We start from the raw sequence: 18,605 nt of genomic DNA on the forward strand, positions 1-18,605 counted from the left end.
GGTACGCGCGTAGTCGGTACCCCGTCAGTAAAGGATCAAGGCAGCAGGTGCGCTACGGCATCACGCTCTTCCGCCAGCTCCTGCTCGGTAGCAGTCATCTTTTCGCGGGAGAATTCGTTGATGTCGACACCCTGTACGATTTCCCAGTCGCCGTTCTTACAGGTAACCGGGAAGGAGTAGATCAGGCCTTCCTGGATGCCATAGGAACCGTCGCTGTATACAGCCATGCTGGTCCAGTCACCTTCAGCGGTGCCCAGCGCCCAGTCACGCATGTGGTCGATGGCAGCATTCGCAGCAGATGCCGCAGAGGAAGCGCCACGAGCTTTGATGATGGCCGCACCACGCTGCTGAACAGTCGGGATGAAGTCACTCTCGTACCACTCCTGTTCCACTTTATCCATGGCCGCAGCACCGTTGACTTTAGCCTGGTGCAGGTCCGGGTACTGGGTAGCAGAGTGGTTGCCCCAGATGGTCATGTGGGTGATGTCATTAACCGTGGAACCGGTCTTGTTTGCCAGCTGGGTCAGCGCACGGTTGTGGTCCAGGCGGGTCATTGCGGTGAAGTTGCGCGGATCCAGATCCGGCGCATTGCGCTGGGCAATCAGTGCGTTGGTGTTGGCCGGGTTACCGACAACCAGAACCTTCACATTGCGCGCGGCTACGTCATTCAGGGCTTTACCCTGAGCGGAGAAGATAGCGGCGTTGGCTTCCAGAAGATCCTTACGCTCCATACCGGGGCCACGCGGGCGCGCGCCAACCAGCAGTGCGTACTCAACGTCTTTAAAGGCAACGGTGGCGTCATCGCTCTGCACAATTCCAGCCAGCAGCGGGAATGCACAATCTTCCAGTTCCATCGCCACGCCCTTCAGGGCTTCCAGTGCCGGGGTAATTTCCAGCAACTGGAGAATAACCGGCTGATCTTTGCCCAACATTTCGCCAGAGGCGATGCGAAACAGCAGCGAGTAGCTGATCTGGCCGGCAGCGCCGGTAACTGCAACACGAACAGGTGCTTTCACGATTAATCTCCGTTGTTTTCAGGCGCCCGCATTATAGGGCCTTGCAAATAAATTTCATCAGACATTAGTCAGTATCAGACCAAATTTGTCAGGCCAATGATGCTGCTGTTTCCTGATAGCGCCCGTCCAGAGCACGGTAAAGCTGTGCGCTGTAGTCGGCCGCGTTGGTGTCGAGACCTTGCGCGATCTCCGCCAGGTGCTCGTTGTCTTCCTTCCCGGCCCAGGTCTTGCGGTAGCTGCCATCCTTGTAGCCGTTGTCCTGACGGAAGCGGTTCAGCACATTCTTGCCCACGTAGCGGCGATAAAGATCATCGAAAGTCATATCGACGTCGGTCAAAAGTTGAGCGAAGCCATTCAGGTCAAACTGCTTGGTCGACAGAGTGTTGAGCGTGAAAGATTCGAGGTCTTCCTTGAAATCCGCAGCGGAGCGATCAGTGGCGGCAAGCACGGCCTGCATTTTTTCCGCAACCTGTGCCGGTGTCCCCTGCTGCAGCTCGAGGCTCAGACCGAAATGCCAGATATCCACCAGCTCCAGCTTTACCTGCTCCATTTCGGGCTCCTGTTTTTTCCACCACTTCCAACCGTAGTGATCCAGGAGCTCTGCGCTTTCCACCCAAATTGCGCGATACCAGGCAAAATTCTGGCCGCGCCAATCGCTGTTGACGAGCGTGTTGATCTCGTCCTGAAGCGACAACATTGTCTCTAGTTGCTGTTGCATCTTGGTAATTCCTGTTTGGCTCGGGCCGATGGCGTATCAGGCTGCCCGAGGGAAAAGTCGATAGAAGTTTTCCGTGGTGCGCTCCGCCAATTCTTCGTAGGCGATGCCACGCAGCTCGGCGATAAATTCCGCAACTTCACGGACATAGGCCGGGATATTCGGCTTGCCCCGGTAAGGCACCGGCGCAAGATAAGGGGAATCGGTTTCAACCAGCAAGCGGTCAAGTGGCACCTGCCTGGCCACATCGCGCAGCGCTTCGGCATTTTTGAATGTGACGATTCCGGAAAGGGAAATGTAATAATTCAGGTCGAGCGCGGCTTTCGCCATTTCCCAGCTTTCGGTGAAGCAATGCAGAACACCAGCGTGCTCGCGGCTGCCGTGTTCACGAATCAGGGCAATGGTATCTTCCCGTGCGTCACGCGTGTGCACGATCACCGGGAGTCCCACCTGCCCCGCTGCCTGCAGGTGCGCGACAAAGCTCTGCTGCTGCACCGCTTTGGTTTCGGTGCTGTAGTAATAATCGAGGCCGGTCTCGCCCAGCGCTACCACTTTAGGTTTTGCCGCAAAAGATACCAGCGTGTCGATATCAGCAAGCCCGGAGTCAACATCCAGAGGGTGCACGCCGACAGAACAGACCACGTCATCGTATTCCGACGCCAATGACACCACACTGTCCACGTTTTCCAGGCTGATACCAACGCAGAGGAACTTCCCAACCCCACGCTCGCGCGCCAGCTCCAGCACACGACTGAGATCACCGTCAAATTGATCCAGTTTGAGTCGATCCAGATGGCAATGAGAGTCAACCAGCATGAAATTCAGCCCTGAGGATTGTGATAAATGAGCGGAGGATTATACAGATTCACACCGCACGGGGGCGGTGTGTTAATAGACTGGCCGGCCACTTGGCCAGCCCCCATTCAGGGGCTATCGGCCAACGGCTACAGTGTGTGTGTCGGCCGGCTGGACTCCAGGGAGCCCGCGAGGACAGTTTCGATCTTGGCTTGGGCAGCGTTTTCCTTGTCGTTGAACTGGATACCAATACCCGGTGTCCGGTTGCCCTGAGCGCCCGAGGGGGTAATCCATACGACCTTGCCTGCAACCGGCAGCTTTTCCGGTTCATCCATCAGGCTCAAAAGCAGGAAAACCTCATCGCCGAGGCTGTACGACTTGTCCGTGTTGATGAACAGGCCACCATTCTTAACGAACGGCATGTATGCCGCGTAAAGCACTGACTTGTCCTGAATCTTCAGCGACAGGATGCCGTTGCGGGCGCCGCCACCCATTCCTTTCATATCGAACCCCTAAAATTCTCGTTATCCCGGTAAGGTACCGCGCCCGTGGTCAACATGTCTACTTTCCCGCCGTTCAGCGGAACAGTTTGCCCCAACGGATCAACAACTCCTCCATCAGCAGCCGCCGATTCGGGTTGCTGTTGCCCGTCAGTAACTGACGAGCCTTCAACAAATGGTCGTAGAATCCGAACAGCGGCCGCAGGCTCACCGGCCCACTGCCAGGCAGCTGCTGCAGGAGCGCGGCCACCTGGCGATCCCTGAGTTCGTCAGTGCTGCGCGCCTTCAGCATCTGGGTGACCAGGTTTTGCCAAAACTGCAGCAGCAAATTGAGATCCACTGCTTCCCCGGGGGCTTCCCAGCGACCCGCCAGCGCAACGGCGCTTTCGCCCGCCTGCGCAAGCGACGTGAGATCCGCGAAAAACTGTTCCCGCAGCTCCTGAACCTCGGGTTCCATCAGCGCCACAGCCAACAACGGTGCGCCACCGGCCAGTGACAGCAAGCTGACCGCCCTCGCCCCTTCCACTCCACTCTCGCCCAACCAGCGCAGTGCAGCCTGCTGAGGCGGCACAGGGAAGACCACTGTCTGGCAGCGACTCCGAATGGTGGGCAGCAGGCCTGAAGGACTGTCGGTGATCAGCAGAAACACCACCGAACTCGAAGGTTCCTCAAGGTTCTTCAGGAGGGCGTTGGCCGCATTCACATTCATCGACTCCGCAGGTGCAAGCCAGATCACTCTTGCCCCCTCACGGCCACTGGTGCGCCCGACAAACTCACCCAGCTGGCGGATCTGCTCAACTTTCAATGGCCCCTGCTCTTTCTCCGGCACCACACGGATAAAGTCAGGGTGAGAACCGGCAATCCGCAACTGGCAACCGCGACACTCTCCACAGGCGAGCCCATCGCGAGGCTGGTCGCACAGCAACAGTGCGGCAAATGCCTCGGCGAAACGCCTTTTCCCGAGCCCGGGCTGGCCACTCAGCAACAAGGCATGAGGGCAACGCCCCGCCTTCCATTGGGCACCCAGACGCTGCCACTGGCTAACCTGCCAGGGCATTGGGGAAGGGATCGCTACGGCAGTGTGTACTGGCAGGGTTTCTTCACTCACGGAAGCAGCGCCTCCATCTCTTCTCGCAACTGCTGCTGAACCTGCTGAAGAGGCCGGGATGCATCGATAATTGCATATCGCGCAGGCGCTTCCGAGGCACGGGCGCGATAGGCGTTGCGAACCTTGTGAAAAAACTCAAGCTGCTCACTCTCGAAGCGGTCGGCTTCACCGGTCGCCGCGGCGCGTTCAAGGCCAACCTCAGGATCGAGATCCAGCAGCAGCACCTTGTCCGGGCGCAGGTCGCCCTGCACCGTCTGCTCCAATTGCGCGATCAGGTTCCGATCAAGGCCGCGACCGCCACCCTGATATGCGTAGGTTGCGTCGGTAAAACGGTCACAGATCACCCACTTGCCACTGTTCAACGCCGGCAGAATAACCTGGCTCAGATGCTGGGCCCGGGCAGCGAACACCATCATCAGCTCGGCCGTCGGGTCTACCGACTCCTCACGCTTTTGCAGCAGCAGCTCACGCAACTGTTCAGCCAGTGGCGTTCCGCCAGGCTCGCGGGTTTGCACGAAATCGATCCCACGATCCGTGAGCCAATCGATCAGGAACTTCAGGTTAGTCGACTTGCCGACCCCTTCCCCCCCTTCGAGGGTGATAAACATACCTCTGGGCAATTCCATTCTGGTCTCTTACTTTTGTTCCGCGGGATCAGGCTGAGCCGGACTAGAGCGGTAATTCGTGCTGCGCTGCAACTGGTATTCGCGCACCGCACGATTGTGCTCATTGAGCGTGGAGGAAAACTGGTGGGTGCCATCGCCTTTGGCGACGAAATACAGGGACGTACCCTCCTTGGGATGCAGCGCAGCATGAATTGCCTCGCGCCCCGGCAGCGCAATCGGCGTTGGCGGCATGCCACTGATCATATAGGTGTTATACGGTGTCGCCTTACGCAGGTCCGCACGACGCAGATTGCCGTCATAGTCATCGCCAAGACCATAGATCACGGTCGGATCCGTCTGCAGACGCATCCCTTTTTCGAGGCGGCGAACAAACACACCGGCGATTTCATCGCGCTCCCAGGGCGCGCCGGTTTCCTTCTCCACCATGGAGGCCATGATTAATGCGTGATAGGGGTCGCTGTATGGAAGCCCTTCTGCGCGGCCCTGCCACTCCTCATCCAGCACGCTTTGCATGCGCTCACGCGCCTGTTGCAAGATGCCTATATCCGTGGTTCCGGAGCGATACACGTAAGTATCAGGGAAAATCATACCCTCCGGGCTACCGTGGATACCCAGAGCCTGCGCCGCGGAGGCTACGGTAACCCCCGCTTCCGTAGGCTTGATACGCTGGGCTGCGCGAATTTGTTCAAGCGCCTGCCGAAATGTCCACCCCTCAACGATGGTGACCCGGTAGCGAGTCACATCGCCGCGATGCAAACGACCAACCAGATCCATTGCGTTACTGCCCGCGGGGATGATGTACTCCCCTGGATGAATGCTGGTTTGCTCCTTGAGGCGAGCGTACACACGGATCATCCTGGGCGATTTCAACACGCCATCAGCAGCAAGGCGGTTCAGCACCCGGGATAGGTTACTGCCGGATTCCACGTCAATCCGCATACCATCAGGCCCTACCGCCAAAGGTTCAACCAGGGCTGTCTGGGCCTTCCAAATCAAGCCACCACCGAGCGCCACGGCGAGCACCAGAACCAGTAACACGAGCCCCCATGAGGAGCCGCGTCGCACCGTTTTTTTATTTTTTTTGCTTTTTGCCAAATCAATTCACCACAATTCTTTTGCCACCAACTGCTGCAAGCGCGCCGTCGCAGGAAATACGCCCGAACCATACTGCGATTGCCGGTCACCACGCAATGAGACTACAGGAATCACCCCCCGCAGGCTGTTACAAAGTGCCACTTCGTCCGCTTTTTTTAGAGCAGCGAGATCCAGGCTAGTTTCTTTGATTGGCAACTTTCCCATCAGCCAGCTTCGCATCACGCCGTGAACACCGTAGTAAGAGAGATCAGGCGTAACCCACTCCCCACCGGTAAACACCAGAAGGTTGCAGCGCAGCGTTTCGATCACATTGCCGCCCTGCTCCAGCATCAACCCCTCTTTCGCTCCGGGTTCAGCACCGAGCTCAAGCGCCGCTCGGTTATACACTTCTCTTTCAATGGTTTTACAGCCTGCTGAGCGTTTGCTTGCCAGGGGAAACATGGTTGAGCAGGGAATGAGTTCGACCCCTCCCGACCAGGCCGCGAGGGGGATTAACGGTTCAGCAGATAGATCCCAGCGAACGCAGCCGTCCACGATTCCATATCGCAGGCGCAAACGTAAGGGCACGCACCAGTCGTTACCCTGTTCCAGCAGGTCGCGAACAGCCGACTCAATTGCCGCCAGTGATTCCGGGCTGAGGTTGCCGCAGCGAACCAGACGCGCACGATGCTCAGGCCACAGGGGGATGCCCGCCGCCTCAGCACGCATTGTTTCCAGGATGCCCACTGAAAACACGTGATCACCAGGCAGGGATTTGACCCATCCTCGATCAGAACAGTACAGTGCTTTAGCTTGCGACATATTGGGAGGTGCTACGGCACTGCCACGGGCGCAACTTAATCTACCCGGGCAGTGCCATAGGCATTATCAGATCCGACGGAAGATCAACGAGCCGTTAGTACCGCCGAAACCAAAGGAGTTTGAGAGTACGGCGTCGATAGACCGCTCTTGCGCAGTATGAGGCACCAGATTGACCCCGCCGCAGTGCTCGTCAACATTGTCCAGATTGATGGTCGGGGGAGCGACCTGATCCTTCAATGACATGACCGAGAAAATGGCCTCGATAGCACCAGCTGCACCGAGGAGGTGGCCAGTCATGGACTTGGTAGAGCTCACGGCCAGCTGATCCAGCGTACCGTCGAATACCGAGCGCACCGCAGAGATTTCAGCCTTGTCGCCGAGCGGCGTCGAGGTACCGTGCGCGTTGATGTACTGGATTGCTGCAGGCGCCAGTTGCGCATCGTTCAGGGCGTTGCGCATGGACAGCGCCGCACCGGCGCCATCTTCGGGCGGAGACGTCATATGGTGGGCGTCACCACTCATGCCAAAGCCGCAGAGCTCCGCATAAATTTTTGCACCGCGAGCCTTTGCGTGCTCATACTCTTCCAGTACCAGCACGCCCGCGCCTTCACCCAGAACAAACCCGTCGCGATCCCGATCCCACGGGCGACTGGCTGCTTGCGGGTCGTCATTGCGGGTTGAAAGCGCCCGGGCTGCACAGAAACCACCGAGCCCCACTGGCGTGGTCACCATCTCGGCGCCACCGCACACCATCACATCGGCATCGCCGTACTGAATGGTACGCATACCCAGACCGATTGCGTGCGTGCCTGTGGTGCAGGCAGTGGTCGTGGAAAGGTTTGGCCCCTTCATCCCATATTTAATGGAAAGGTTGCCGGCGACCATATTGATAATCGCACCCGGAACAAAGAAAGGGGAAACCCGGCGCGGGCCCTTCTCTGCAATCAGCATCGCGTTGTTCTCGATCGCCGCGATTCCACCCATGCCGGAACCAATGCAGGCGCCAACTCGGGGGGCGTTACTTTCGGTGATTTCCAGACCACTGTCTTCCATGGCCTGAATACCAGCACTGAGCCCGAACTGCAGGAAAATATCCATTTTGCGCGCTTCTTTCTGCGGCAAATGCGGCTCGGGATCAAAATTCTTTACGGTAGCGGCAAAACGCGTTGAAAAAGCTGAAACATCAAAGGTATCGATATTCACTGCGCCGCTCTTGCCCTCAAGCAAAGCGCCCCAGGTATCCGCAAGGGTATTGCCCAGAGGGCTCACTGCGCCCATACCGGTAATGACTACTCTTCTTCGCGACACTAGTGCCTCCCCCGAATTCCTAAATTAGCGATGACAATTATCGCGCCACCGGTCACATTTCTTCAACTCAAAAACACGGAGAGCCGCGCTATGCAACATAGAACGGCTCTCACAAATCGTGCGCAAAGGGTAAAAGCTTACCCCTTACTTAAACTACCCAGCTGGGGATCAACCGAGGTTCTGGTTGATGTAGTCGATAGCCAGCTGAACAGTTGTAATTTTTTCTGCTTCTTCGTCAGGAATTTCAGTCTCGAATTCCTCTTCCAAAGCCATTACCAGCTCAACTGTGTCGAGGGAGTCAGCGCCGAGATCTTCAACAAAGGATGCTTCAGGCTTTACATCTTCTTCCTTAACACCCAGTTGTTCAGCAACGATCTTTTTTACGCGCTCTTCAATGCTGCTCATGATTCAATTTAACTCCTAGTGGATAAAAATCTGTTTTGGTTATTGATCACAAAAACTTCGTTTTTTTACCGTAGACCAACAACCGCTTAACACAGCTTATGGTTAATGCGAGGCGGCATTGTACCCTGATTTTTTCAGGATGTAATGCACCGGTCTCAACCATACGCAGAATATGAAAAAAATATTTAAAAATCATGTACTTGGGTCAATTTTCGCAAACGAAAATCAGCCCATATACATGCCCCCATTCACCTGAATGGTCTCCCCGGTCACATAACCGCCGGCATCACTGGCCAAAAATGCAACAACACTGGCGATCTCTTCCGGCGCACCCAGGCGACCCAGCGGAATCTTGCCGAGCAACGCTTCACGCTGCGCTTCCGGAAGAACCTTGGTCATATCCGTATCAATAAAGCCCGGCGCAACCGTGTTCACGGTAATGCCGCGGGAACCAACTTCTGCCGCGAGCGCTCTCGCAAAGCCGCCCACGCCAGCCTTGGTGGCAGCGTAGTTGCTCTGTCCTGCATTACCCATACTGCCAACGACAGAACTGATGTTAATAATGCGACCCCAACGCGCCTTGGTCATGTCACGCAGACAGCCTTTGGTCACGCGATATACCGCAGTCAGGTTGGTATTGATTACGGAGTCCCACTCGTCGTCCTTCATGCGCATCAGCAGGTTGTCCTGCGTGATACCCGCGTTATTCACGAGAATGGTCGGCGCACCAAACTCAGCCTTAACGGCCTCCAGCAGTGCTGCAATACTTTCAGGGCTGGTGACGTCCAGCTCCTTACCCGCACCTTTTACGCCCTTTTCGGCGAAGCGCGCGGAAATTTTCTCAGCACCAGAGGCGCTGGTAGCAGTACCGATAACTGTTGCACCCTGGGCGCCCAGAAGGTCGGCAATTGCAGCACCAATACCACGGCTCGCGCCGGTAACCAGTGCAACCTTACCTTCAAGTGAAGTATTCAGTGACATAAATGCTCCCGATTGGCGTCACTGGGCGCGAACACCCGTGGCCGCCGGTAAATGTAGTTAAAATTATTGAGCGGTAGCCGAAACAGCCTCAGCCAGTTGCGCGGGCGTTTCAATATTGTGGGCCGCCAAACCGCGATCAATTCGCTTGGCCAGCCCGGACAGGACTTTACCAGGCCCGCATTCGACGAGAATGCCAGCTCCATTCTTGGACATTTCCTGCACACACGAAGTCCAACGCACCGGGCTATAGATCTGCTCGATCATCAACGCCTTGATCGCAGCCGGGTCAGCCTCTGGCTTAGCGTGCACATTATGAATAACGGGGATTTCTGGCGCAGAAAATTCGGTCGCCTCAATCTGCGGAGCTAGTTTTTCCGCAGCAGGGCGCATCAGCTCGGTATGGAAAGGCGCACTGACCGGCAGTGGAAGCGCGCGCTTGGCGCCGGCAGCCTTGCAGGCATCTATTGCACGCTCAACCGCGGCGCTACTACCGGCAATCACGACCTGCCCAGGAGAGTTGTAGTTGACAGCGGCAACGACATCGCCCTGCGACGCCTCGCTGCAGGCGACTTCTACAGCGGAATCATCAAGACCGATAACAGCAGCCATGGCGCCCTGCCCTGCAGGCACAGCCTCCTGCATCAGTCGGCCGCGCTCGCGCACCAGGCGTACAGCATCCTCAAACGCAAGCACTCCGGCGCACACCAGGGCCGACCACTCGCCAAGGCTGTGACCACCCATCAGTGCCGGCTTTGCGCCACCATTGGCCAGCCAGGCACGATAAAGCGCAACGCTCCCCGTAAGCAGCAGCGGCTGGGTTCGCTCGGTGAGATTGATATCTTCCTGCTTACCGTTCTGGCACAGATCCCAGAGATCGTAGCCAAGAACAGCGGAAGCCTGATTGAAAGTTTCGGAAATCTGCGGGAATTCGGCCGCAGCTTCAGCCAGCATACCTATTTGCTGTGAGCCCTGACCGGGAAAAACGAACGCCAATGCTGAGTTGGTCATGGAACATCCTTTAACCAATTGAACTGAACTGGGGCCGTCTTCCCTGGGCGACTCAATCGCAGCCGGTCTGTCGCTGCGCCTGGAGAGCCATGGATTTGCCGAGGCGCTGGGCCAGATCGGCTACCGCGCAATCCCGCGCGGTCAAAAGTGCACGATAAAATGCCTCGCTACTGGCACCACCGTGGCTCTTAATCACATTGCCTTCGAGCCCCAAAAAGCTGGCGCCATTATAGCGACCGGGCTCTAGCTGTGCGCGCCATTTTCGCAACAGTTTTATGGCTAATTGGCCAAAAAAACGCTTTATCGGCGCCTTTTTGTCGATTGTGAAAGTCTTTTGACCAATAAGTCTTATGATGCCTTCCGCCGACTTCATTGCCACATTACCCATCAGGCCGTTGCAAACGACCACATCAGCAACACCGGCAAAGATATCGTGCCCCTCAACAAAGCCCACATAGTCGAGTGAAGGATCAGCACTCAGGAGCTTGCCTGCACGACGAATCTCTTCCGTGCCCTTGTGCTCCTCCGCACCAATGTTCAGCAGCGCAACAGTCAAATGCTCCTTGCCTGAGAACACCTTCTGGGCCTCCACGCCCATCCGCGCAAACTGGACCAAATCTTCCGCACTGCAATCGATATTTGCACCGAGATCCAGCAGGAAACAGGAGCCGTCCGCAGTCGGCAACGACTTGCCCAACGCGGGCCTGCGCACACCCTCAACGGTCCCTACAATACTCCGCCCGAGGGCCAATAGCGCTCCGGTATTCCCCGAAGTCACCATTGCCGCACAACTGCCATCCGCCACGGCCTGCAAGGCACGCGCCATGGAGGACTCACGCTTGTGACGAAGCGCGTGAACCGGATTGCAGCTTTGGGAGATCACCTGCTCACAATCGACAATTTCCATGCGCTCACGGAAAGCCGGTGGCTGGTTAACAAGGAGAGATTGAAGCTGAGAGCGCGGGCCAAACAGGCGAAGCTCAGCCTGGGGGTATCGGGTAAGGAATCTTATACAGGCCGGAACGACAGAGCGGGGACCTAAGTCCCCGCCCATCGCATCCACGGCCAATCGTAATTGGCTGGACAAGGCTTACTCTTCTTCGGAAGAGGCGCCGCCGACATTAACCACTTTGCGACCGCGATAGAAACCATCTTTGGTCACGTGGTGACGGTGATGCTTCTCACCGGTAGTCGGATCTACAGACAGAGTCGGGCCACTCAGGGCGTCGTGGGAACGACGCATGCCGCGACGTGAACGGGTTTTCTTGTTCTGCTGAACAGCCATTTGGTGCTCCTAAACATAACTAACAGTTAACACCGGAACCGGGGCGCCTACCGGCGAGCCCAAACCCTTCAAACAACTTCAAGACTTGTTTGACGAACCCTTCAACTGTTCCAGTACTTTAAAGGGGTTTTCCTGCTGCTCCACCGCTTCCGACGACCCTTCCCCGCTCCGGAATTCGCCCCTCGGGACGCATTCCTCTTCGTGAAAAGCCACCATCGGCAGGTTGAGCAAAATCTCATCCTCCAACACCTGATACAGGTCCAGCTCATCGCCATCCTGTATCACCGGATCCAATGATTTAGGCAACGATTTGCCCTGCTCTTCGGACCACACAAAGCCCCAATTGAAGTCTGCCTGAATCTCCTCCGTCACCGGCTGCAAGCAGCGCTGACAGAGCAGCTGAACTTCCAGCTGCAACCGGCCTTCGGCCATTTGGTTGCGCTGCAAATCCCTTCCAAACTCCAGCTCGGCGAAAACTTCACCGACCACCGATTCGACTGATGACATCAACCGCGGCAAGGAATCCTGCGGCACAATGCCCTTCAATTGCTGCTCTCGCTGAACCAGCTTGCGAGCATCTATACGGCGCGGGAGCGCAGATTTCATAGGGGGTGTCGACATAAGCGCGCAATTCTATGGACTCACCATAGCCTTGTCAAAACAAATCCACCAGCGCAACATCAGCGCTGAAACCACATTAACTGACCAGCCATCCATGCAACCACAGGCCGCCTACAAAATGCGCACCCTGATCCTAGCCTCAAGCTCCAACTATCGAAAAACCCTGCTCGAACGCCTCGGCCTGCCTTTCAGGTGCCAAGCCCCCCATATAAATGAAGAAGCATTGCCAGGCGAAGACGCGATAACACTGGCCTGCCGCCTTGCCCGGGAAAAAGCGGCCGCACTCAAGGAATCCTGCCCGGCCGCACTTATCATCGGCTCGGACCAGGTCGCCGAGTGCGCCGGGCGTCTACTGGGCAAGCCGGGCAGCACTGCCACTGCCGAAGAACAACTGAGCTTTTGCTCCGGCAAAAGGGTCAACTTTCACACAGGCCTGAGCGTACTGAACAGCGAAAACGGCCAGCAAATAACACAATGTGAAACTTACTCTGTGCTATTTCGACCCCTCACCTCCGCACAGATTTCTTTCTACGTCGCCAAAGAAAAACCCCTGGACTGCGCGGGATCGTTTAAAGCGGAAGGGCTCGGCATCGCTCTATTCGAAAAAATGGAAGGGTCAGACCCCAATAGCCTTGTCGGCCTACCATTAATTCGGTTGGTTTCGATACTTGCCGAATTCGGCGTGTCGCCACTCGACCCGCCCAACAATTGACCGGCAGAACCCCCACGGCCTAAGCCACCACTGGCGGGCCGTCGAGCAGCTCCGAAAAATGGTCAATCACCCGCAGAGGGCCACAGGCGTGCAATCGATCCCGGCTGTGCACGCCGTAACTGACACCAATGCCGGCCATATTGGCCGCTGCCGCCATTTTCAGGTCATATTCCGTATCCCCGACCATGACGGCCTCCGCCACCGGGCACCCGGTCTCCTGCAAAAGCTCATGCAGCATCAACGGATTGGGCTTGGACGCCGTCTCATCTGCACAGCGGCTCGCCACAAACAGACTGCCGATGCCGTGCTCCTCGAACTCCCTTGCCAGCCCGCGGCGACTTTTTCCGGTTGCCACCGCCAGCTGGTGCCCCTGCCCTAGCAGCGCATCCAGGGTTGGCAATACACCGTCAAATAACATCAGCGGTTCTGCGCGGGCAGCGAGCCACTCTTCGGCATAATACTCACGGAGGTCACGCCGCTGTTCGCTGTGCGCCTCCGGAAACAGGCTGGCAATCGCCTCGGGCAGTCCCAACCCGATGATTTCACCAATGGCCTCGGGGTGAAGCACCGGCAAACCAGCGCGCTCAGAAGCCCGCTGCATGCAGGCGACGATACGCGCCTCGGAATTACACACAGTGCCATCCCAGTCGAGAATTATCAGCATTCGACCACCTCTTCAGCTACGACCGGCCTACCGGATCAGCATGGCTATGCGCCCCGCAGCCCCTGCAACACCACCTCAAGCTCCTCCGGCAATGGCGCAGCAACAGAGACCGCACGACCGTCAGGCAATGTGCACCGCACCTCTGCAGAGTGCAGAAAAAGGCGCTTGAGCCCCAACTCCCGAAAGGCACTATTCACCTCGTCAGGCGTGTATTTGGGGTCGCCCGCGAGCGGACACCCCACAAACTGGGCGTGAACCCTGATCTGGTGCGTTCGACCTGTGATTGGCTCGGCCGCCACCAGGGTGCCCGCAGGAAAACGCTCGAGCACCTGAAAGCGTGTTCGAGAGGGCTTCCCCTCCCCATCGACAACCACAATGCGCTCCCCACTCTTTAGAGTGTTCTTTCGCAGCGGTGCCTCAACCAGCTTCTGACTCCGCGGCCACTTGCCACTCGCAAGCGCCAGGTAGGACTTCCCCATACGACCGGCGCGCAATTCCGCCTGCACATGGAGCAGCACTGACCGCTTGCGCGCAACGAGAATCGCGCCACTGGTATCACGGTCGAGTCGGTGAACCAGCTCCATGAAAGGACTCTGGGGATACATTTGGCGCAACGCCTCGATCAAACCCAGCCGAACCCCGCTGCCACCGTGGACTGCCAAACCTGCGGGCTTGTTGACCACCAGCAGGCCACCCTCATCAAACAGTATTGCAGACTCGAGCACACGCCTCAGCTGCTCACCGGCAACAGGCTTCTCCGGCGCTTCAGACACACGGATTGGCGGAACACGCACGACGTCACCGCCTTTCAGGCGATATTCCGCTTTTACACGCCCCTTATTCACCCGAACCTCACCCTTTCTCAGGATTCGGTATATACGGGAGCGCGGCACGCCCTTGAGGCGCGCCTGCAGGAAATTGTCGATTCGCTGGCCGGCCAGCTCATCGGGAACGGTGAGAAACTGAACACCAACGCCCTCGGGCGCACTGGTAGGGGCGTCTGCCGGGTCAGAGGAATTGCGGGGCATGGATGGCTTCTTTTCAGGGGGGGTACTTCGCATGGAGCGCATGATAGCGCCATGTACAGGACAAATGGAACCATTCCATTGAAGCTGCAAAGAAAGCCGTGATATATTCGGCAGGCCTGTATTGGGACTGGTTTTCGGCGGTGCACGGTTTTTCTGCTATACAAAAACCTCAGGTGCCGTTCTCGAGAAAATACCGCTGATCGGCAGGTGCGCGGAATGGCCGCGTCATCAACAAAACTTTGTCGGCGAGATCAATCCAGAGGCAACGCCCCGCTTTCAGCGGAGGCGCCCGACCAGAAAGTCTCTCGCCGACCCAACCCCGCCAACGCGGGATTTTTGCGAAGGTAAGACGGGCGAGGCCCGCAGCGCTTGAAATAGACTCGAATAGTTACATCCCACTCTGCGAATGAGTTGCCAGCGACCGCACTGGCCCCCGGGGAGCATTTGCCAAGGCAAGCCCGGTAAAATTACTAGACAGAAGACAGGCCCAGCCACGAGCCGGCCCCAGAGTGTCAAGAGGATGTAATCCATACCGCCCCAGCATGTTGGCGGTAGTCAGGTTCGCGCCCCGGCCAATTTATTCAGGCCACGCCGAATTGACAGGAACAGATGCCGCACTGATATATCGGCATTTTGAGTTACGGCAGAGTGACCCGCCGGTGACACCGCCCCTGTAAGGGCGGATACGCCCGGATTACGCTCTGCGTCACCGACGACCCCATGTGTCTCGGTTGCGACAACAACAAGCCTGCGAGCTTCATCGTGTCTCACCTTTGCGCAACGCAAGGAATAGACATACGCATGAAGAGAATGCTCATCAATGCAACACAGCCGGAAGAGCTGCGTGTTGCACTGGTCGACGGCCAGTGGCTGTACGACCTCGATATCGAAAATCGCACCCGCGAACAGAAAAAAGCCAATATCTACAAAGGCAAAATCACCCGCGTAGAACCTTCACTTGAAGCCGCCTTTGTCGACTACGGCGCTGAGCGTCACGGCTTCCTGCCCCTTAAAGAAATTTCCCGCGAGTACTTCCTCAAGCAGCCGAAAGAACTCGAAGGCCGCGTCAAGATCAAGGATGTGGTCAAGGAAGGCATGGAAGTAATCGTCCAGGTGGACAAAGAAGAGCGCGGCAACAAGGGCGCCGCACTCACTACCTTTATCAGCCTGGCCGGCCGCTACCTGGTGCTGATGCCAAACAACCCGCGCGCCGGCGGTATCTCCCGCCGCATCGAGGGCGATGAGCGCAGCGAACTGCGTGACGCCCTGTCCAGTGTCGAGGTTCCCTCCGGCATGGGCATCATCGTGCGCACCGCAGGCGTTGGCCGCAGTGGTGAAGAGCTGCAGTGGGACCTGAACTACCTGCTGCAACTGTGGACCGCCATCAAGAAAGAAGCTGACGATTCCAAAGCACCGCATTTCCTGTTCCAGGAAAGCAACGTCATCATCCGCGCCATCCGCGATTACATGCGTGACGATATCGGTGAAGTGATTGTCGACGATCCCGGTGCATACCAGCTGGCCGCGGAATTTGCCCGCCAGGTAATGCCAAACTACGCCAACAAGGTGAAGTACTACGAAGACTCGATCCCCCTGTTCAATCGCTACCAGATTGAAAGCCAGATCGAGACCGCCTTCGAGCGCGAAGTGAAACTGCCTTCAGGCGGCTCCATCGTCATCGACGTTACCGAAGCCCTGGTGTCCATCGACATCAACTCCTCGCGCGCAACCAAAGGTGGCGACATCGAGGAAACCGCGCGCACCATCAACCTGGAAGCGGCGGACGAGATCGCACGCCAGCTGCGCCTGCGCGACATGGGCGGCCTGGTGGTTATCGATTTCATCGACATGCAGAGCAAGTCCAACCAGCGCGAAGTTGAAAAGCGCATGGAGAAGGCTCTCGGCATGGATCGCGCGCGCGTTCAGGTCGGTCGTATCTCCCGCTTCGGCCTGCTGGAAATGTCACGCCAGCGCCTGCGCCCCTCCCTTGGCGAAACCACTTTCCGTGTGTGCCCCCGCTGTAGCGGCCAGGGCACCATTCGCGGCACCAAGTCCCTGGCCCTGTCCATCCTGCGACTGGTCGAGGAAGAAGCGAAGAAAGAGCGCAGTGCAGAGATTCGCGCAATTACGCCGGTCAATGTTGCCACTTACCTGCTGAACGAAAAGCGCAAGGCCATTTCCAACATCGAGGCGCGCAACAATACCCGCGTGGTCATTGTTCCGAATGCCGATCTGGAAACCCCGCATTTCGAAGTGCAGCGTCTGCGTGATGATGACTCCACCACACTGGAAACCTCGTACAAGATTTCCGGGACCATCATTGAAGAGTCTTCCGCCGCGGATAAAGAAGATGAGCCGCTGCGCGCGCCGGCACAGCCTGCCGTTCAGCAGATCACCCACACCGCTCCGGCACCCACTCCTGTGGCCAAGCCGAAGAAGGTGGCGGAGAAAAGCGAGCCCGGTTTGTTTAGCCGCCTGATCAGCGCAATTACATCTCTGTTTACCAGTGATGACGACAAATCTGACAAGTCGCACAAGAAGTCCAAGGGACGCGGCAAGAACTATCAGCAGCGCAATCGCAATCAGCGTGGCGGCCGTGGCCGCGGCCGCAACAACCGCAACCGTCGCGACGATCAGCGTCAGGAGCGCGGGGGCGAAGAGAAGCGCGACAACAAGCGCGAGAAGCGCCAGGAAGAAACTCAGGAAGTATCCGCGGATCGCCGTAACGACGGCCAGCGCGATTCGCAGCGAGACAACCAGCGCGAAAGCCAGCGCCGCAGTCGCCGCCGTCGCGGCGGTGAACGTCGCGAGCAGCAAGCGCCGACCAGCAATCAGGATCTGGAAGCCCAGAACGTTGCTGTTGCCGAGGACCAGGAAGACACTGGCAGCGATGAGCAGCGCCCTGCCCGCCGCCCCAGCAACGTCCGTGGCCGACCGCAGCCCCGCCGCCGCGGCCGTCGTGGCGACGCCAATGCCGCAGCGACAGAAGAAGATCAGACCCTGAACCGCGAAGTGAGCGAAGCTATCGACGAAGCCGAGCGCGAAAACAAAGGTCGTCGCACAAGAGGTGGCTCTGACGGCGCGCCGAAGAAGCAGCAGGGTAATGCCCCGCGCGCGGAACAAGGCGAGCAAGCCAACGCTGAAGCTCAAAACGTGAAGGCTGAAAAACCGGCCAGAGCAAAGCCGCAGCCTAAAGCGGCGGCTGAAACTACCGCAGAGAGCAAGCCGAAAGCAGAAGCTGAGCCTGTCGCCCAGACCGAAGCAACCGTACGCGAGGAATCCAGCCCCGCTATCGAAGTGCCGGAAGTGAAGGTTACCGACACCGCCGAGGCAGCAGTGGAAGTTACCGCTGAAGCCAAGCCCGAGCCGCAAGTTCGTCGCGAAGAGCAGCCCAAGGCAACCGAGGAAACTGCAAAAGCCGAAGCGGTGGACGCCACGGCAAGCACCGAAACCGAAACCGAAACCGAAACTGAAGTTGCGCCTGCCAGCGCAGCTGCAGAAGTCCCCTCGCAGAACAGCGAAGAGCCCGAGGAACCGGTGAAGGCAGAAGCGCAGGCTGAGGAATCCGTAGCAGCGCCAGTTGAAGCGACACCGGCTGCCGAAGCAGAAGTTGTCGAAGAAAAGGCTGAGCCGGTTGCGGCTGCAACTGAGCCCACCTCTTCTGACAAAACTGCTGGCAAGCCGACCCGCGCGAGCAACGATCCACGGATCAACCCGCGTCCGCTGGAAAACCTCGAGGTGATCACCCAGCGCCCTGAACTCGGTGAACTTCGCCCGCTGGACACTGCCCAACCGGCAGCCATCGAGCACAAACCGCGCGCACTGCAGCGCCCGGCAAACGACCCGCGGGTAAACCGCGAGCGCCAGCCGGCAACTGCAGAAAACGACACCGACTCAGCTGCTGCCAGCTGATCGGAATTCAATGGGTTAGCTGCTC

19 protein-coding genes are annotated in these 18,605 nt (G+C 57.8%); 2 read left to right on the plus strand and 17 right to left on the minus strand.

The window, feature by feature from the left end:
* Window positions 1-35 precede the first annotated feature (35 nt).
* From ACNKU7_RS09965 to ACNKU7_RS10035, 15 genes are all read right to left on the minus strand, one after another.
* Window positions 36-1,016, minus strand: a complete 981-nt coding sequence (locus ACNKU7_RS09965; protein WP_418296821.1) for a malate dehydrogenase — start codon at window positions 1,014-1,016, stop codon at window positions 36-38.
* 88 nt (window positions 1,017-1,104) lie between these two features.
* Complete coding sequence (locus ACNKU7_RS09970; protein ID WP_418296822.1) at window positions 1,105-1,734, minus strand: dUTP diphosphatase; 630 nt, start codon at window positions 1,732-1,734, stop codon at window positions 1,105-1,107.
* A 36-nt stretch (window positions 1,735-1,770) separates the two neighbouring features.
* Window positions 1,771-2,547: a TatD family hydrolase gene (locus tag ACNKU7_RS09975; RefSeq protein WP_418296823.1), complete on the minus strand. Its 777-nt coding sequence runs from the start codon at window positions 2,545-2,547 to the stop codon at window positions 1,771-1,773.
* A gap of 128 nt (window positions 2,548-2,675) precedes the next feature.
* Window positions 2,676-3,029: a PilZ domain-containing protein gene (locus ACNKU7_RS09980; RefSeq protein WP_418296824.1), complete on the minus strand. Its 354-nt coding sequence runs from the start codon at window positions 3,027-3,029 to the stop codon at window positions 2,676-2,678.
* Between the two features lie 73 nt (window positions 3,030-3,102).
* A complete protein-coding gene (locus ACNKU7_RS09985) occupies window positions 3,103-4,134 on the minus strand; it encodes a DNA polymerase III subunit delta' (protein ID WP_418296825.1) in 1,032 nt (343 codons plus the stop codon).
* A complete protein-coding gene (gene tmk / locus ACNKU7_RS09990; protein ID WP_418296826.1) occupies window positions 4,131-4,760 on the minus strand; it encodes a dTMP kinase in 630 nt (209 codons plus the stop codon). The genes ACNKU7_RS09985 and tmk overlap by 4 nt, the downstream gene beginning before the upstream one ends.
* 9 nt (window positions 4,761-4,769) lie before the next feature.
* Window positions 4,770-5,798: an endolytic transglycosylase MltG gene (gene mltG / locus ACNKU7_RS09995; RefSeq protein ID WP_418296827.1), complete on the minus strand. Its 1,029-nt coding sequence runs from the start codon at window positions 5,796-5,798 to the stop codon at window positions 4,770-4,772.
* Window positions 5,799-5,861: 63 nt separating this feature from the next.
* Window positions 5,862-6,581, minus strand: a complete 720-nt coding sequence (locus ACNKU7_RS10000) for an aminotransferase class IV (RefSeq protein ID WP_418296828.1) — start codon at window positions 6,579-6,581, stop codon at window positions 5,862-5,864.
* Between the two features lie 141 nt (window positions 6,582-6,722).
* Window positions 6,723-7,964 carry a beta-ketoacyl-ACP synthase II gene (fabF, locus tag ACNKU7_RS10005; RefSeq protein WP_418296829.1) on the minus strand — a complete coding sequence of 414 codons (1,242 nt, stop codon included), beginning with the start codon at window positions 7,962-7,964 and terminating at the stop codon, window positions 6,723-6,725.
* A gap of 168 nt (window positions 7,965-8,132) precedes the next feature.
* A complete protein-coding gene (gene acpP / locus ACNKU7_RS10010) occupies window positions 8,133-8,369 on the minus strand; it encodes an acyl carrier protein (RefSeq protein ID WP_010130751.1) in 237 nt (78 codons plus the stop codon).
* Between the two features lie 225 nt (window positions 8,370-8,594).
* Complete coding sequence (fabG, locus tag ACNKU7_RS10015; RefSeq protein WP_418296830.1) at window positions 8,595-9,350, minus strand: 3-oxoacyl-ACP reductase FabG; 756 nt, start codon at window positions 9,348-9,350, stop codon at window positions 8,595-8,597.
* Window positions 9,351-9,413: 63 nt separating this feature from the next.
* The gene (gene fabD, locus ACNKU7_RS10020; RefSeq protein WP_418296831.1) at window positions 9,414-10,358 is read right to left on the minus strand and encodes an ACP S-malonyltransferase; all 945 of its coding nucleotides are present in this window, start codon (window positions 10,356-10,358) and stop codon (window positions 9,414-9,416) included.
* Window positions 10,359-10,410: 52 nt separating this feature from the next.
* Window positions 10,411-11,421, minus strand: coding sequence for a phosphate acyltransferase PlsX (plsX, locus tag ACNKU7_RS10025; RefSeq protein WP_418296881.1), 1,011 nt, complete (start codon window positions 11,419-11,421; stop codon window positions 10,411-10,413).
* Window positions 11,422-11,448: 27 nt separating this feature from the next.
* Window positions 11,449-11,643: a 50S ribosomal protein L32 gene (gene rpmF, locus ACNKU7_RS10030; RefSeq protein ID WP_418296832.1), complete on the minus strand. Its 195-nt coding sequence runs from the start codon at window positions 11,641-11,643 to the stop codon at window positions 11,449-11,451.
* A gap of 78 nt (window positions 11,644-11,721) precedes the next feature.
* Window positions 11,722-12,189 carry a YceD family protein gene (locus ACNKU7_RS10035; RefSeq protein ID WP_418296833.1) on the minus strand — a complete coding sequence of 156 codons (468 nt, stop codon included), beginning with the start codon at window positions 12,187-12,189 and terminating at the stop codon, window positions 11,722-11,724.
* Between the two features lie 106 nt (window positions 12,190-12,295).
* Between ACNKU7_RS10035 and ACNKU7_RS10040 the strand changes: the two genes are divergently transcribed.
* A complete protein-coding gene (locus ACNKU7_RS10040; protein WP_418296834.1) occupies window positions 12,296-12,976 on the plus strand; it encodes a Maf family protein in 681 nt (226 codons plus the stop codon).
* A 19-nt stretch (window positions 12,977-12,995) separates the two neighbouring features.
* Here ACNKU7_RS10040 and ACNKU7_RS10045 read toward each other — a convergent pair whose 3' ends face one another.
* Entirely contained in the window at window positions 12,996-13,640 is a 645-nt protein-coding gene (locus ACNKU7_RS10045) for an HAD-IA family hydrolase (protein ID WP_418296835.1), read from the minus strand.
* A 44-nt stretch (window positions 13,641-13,684) separates the two neighbouring features.
* Window positions 13,685-14,668 (minus strand): 23S rRNA pseudouridine(955/2504/2580) synthase RluC, encoded by a 984-nt coding sequence (rluC, locus tag ACNKU7_RS10050; protein ID WP_418296836.1) that lies wholly within the window; start codon window positions 14,666-14,668, stop codon window positions 13,685-13,687.
* Between the two features lie 801 nt (window positions 14,669-15,469).
* Here rluC and rne point away from each other — a divergent pair.
* Window positions 15,470-18,580, plus strand: a complete 3,111-nt coding sequence (rne, locus tag ACNKU7_RS10055; RefSeq protein ID WP_418296837.1) for a ribonuclease E — start codon at window positions 15,470-15,472, stop codon at window positions 18,578-18,580.
* The last annotated feature ends 25 nt before the right edge of the window (window positions 18,581-18,605 follow it).

The sequence above is a fragment of the Microbulbifer weihaiensis genome (assembly GCF_048323715.1).
In the GTDB taxonomy this organism is placed as follows: Bacteria; Pseudomonadota; Gammaproteobacteria; order Pseudomonadales; family Cellvibrionaceae; genus Microbulbifer.

Excerpts from the sequence above, each read along its gene's own strand:
- ACNKU7_RS09970 (WP_418296822.1), bottom strand. The coding sequence starts at position 1,734 with ATGCAACAGCAACTAGAGACAATGTTGTCGCTTCAGGACGAGATCAAC.
- ACNKU7_RS09975 (WP_418296823.1), bottom strand. The coding sequence starts at position 2,547 with ATGCTGGTTGACTCTCATTGCCATCTGGATCGACTCAAACTGGATCAA.
- ACNKU7_RS09980 (WP_418296824.1), bottom strand. The coding sequence starts at position 3,029 with ATGAAAGGAATGGGTGGCGGCGCCCGCAACGGCATCCTGTCGCTGAAG.
- tmk (WP_418296826.1), bottom strand. The coding sequence starts at position 4,760 with ATGGAATTGCCCAGAGGTATGTTTATCACCCTCGAAGGGGGGGAAGGG.
- acpP (WP_010130751.1), bottom strand. The coding sequence starts at position 8,369 with ATGAGCAGCATTGAAGAGCGCGTAAAAAAGATCGTTGCTGAACAACTG.
- fabG (WP_418296830.1), bottom strand. The coding sequence starts at position 9,350 with ATGTCACTGAATACTTCACTTGAAGGTAAGGTTGCACTGGTTACCGGC.
- fabD (WP_418296831.1), bottom strand. The coding sequence starts at position 10,358 with ATGACCAACTCAGCATTGGCGTTCGTTTTTCCCGGTCAGGGCTCACAG.
- rpmF (WP_418296832.1), bottom strand. The coding sequence starts at position 11,643 with ATGGCTGTTCAGCAGAACAAGAAAACCCGTTCACGTCGCGGCATGCGT.
- ACNKU7_RS10045 (WP_418296835.1), bottom strand. The coding sequence starts at position 13,640 with ATGCTGATAATTCTCGACTGGGATGGCACTGTGTGTAATTCCGAGGCG.
- rluC (WP_418296836.1), bottom strand. The coding sequence starts at position 14,668 with ATGCCCCGCAATTCCTCTGACCCGGCAGACGCCCCTACCAGTGCGCCC.
- rne (WP_418296837.1), top strand. The coding sequence starts at position 15,470 with ATGAAGAGAATGCTCATCAATGCAACACAGCCGGAAGAGCTGCGTGTT.